This is a genomic window from Stenotrophomonas sp. PS02300, assembly GCF_029959395.1.
Classification (GTDB): Bacteria; Pseudomonadota; Gammaproteobacteria; order Xanthomonadales; family Xanthomonadaceae; genus Stenotrophomonas; species Stenotrophomonas maltophilia_AD.
Window position 1 is genome coordinate 1 of the sequence record NZ_JASCOP010000266.1, and the last position, 443, is coordinate 443.

Annotated in this window: 1 protein-coding gene; it reads left to right on the forward strand. The window is 71.3% G+C overall.

Features of this window, described 5'->3' with window-relative positions; genetic code table 11:
• Positions 1-24: 24 nt before the first annotated feature.
• A partial coding sequence (locus QMX79_RS20855) for a YbgF trimerization domain-containing protein (protein ID WP_282248476.1) occupies positions 25-443 on the forward strand: 419 nt, incomplete at its 3' end.

Below are 443 nucleotides of genomic sequence, written 5' to 3' on the forward strand. Positions count from 1 at the left end.
TGTTTTTTTTTAAACCCCCCGGCGGTGGGGGGGGGGGGGGGGGCGCCGGGGGGGGCCCCCCCACCGGCGCAGGCCCAGCGGCAGAGCCTCGCCGACCGCGTTGGCGCGCTTGAGCAGCAGGCCTACAACAACAGTTCCAACCAGGACCTGTTGAACCAGGTCAACCAGCTTCGGCAGCAGATCCAGCAGCTGCAGAGCACGGTTGAGCAGCTCCAGAACGAAAACGCCCAGCTCAAGCAGACCTCGCAGGACCAGTACCTGGACCTGGACGGGCGTCTGAACCGTATTGAAGGTGGCTCGGCCCCGATCCTTCCGGCCGCTCCGGCCGCGAATGCACCGGCCGTTGCCCCCAAGCCCGCCGCACCGCCAGCGGCCGCCCCCGAGCGGCCGCCCTCCGTGCACGGCGCCCCGGGCACCCTCGCCGCCAGTGGCGCCGAGCGCCC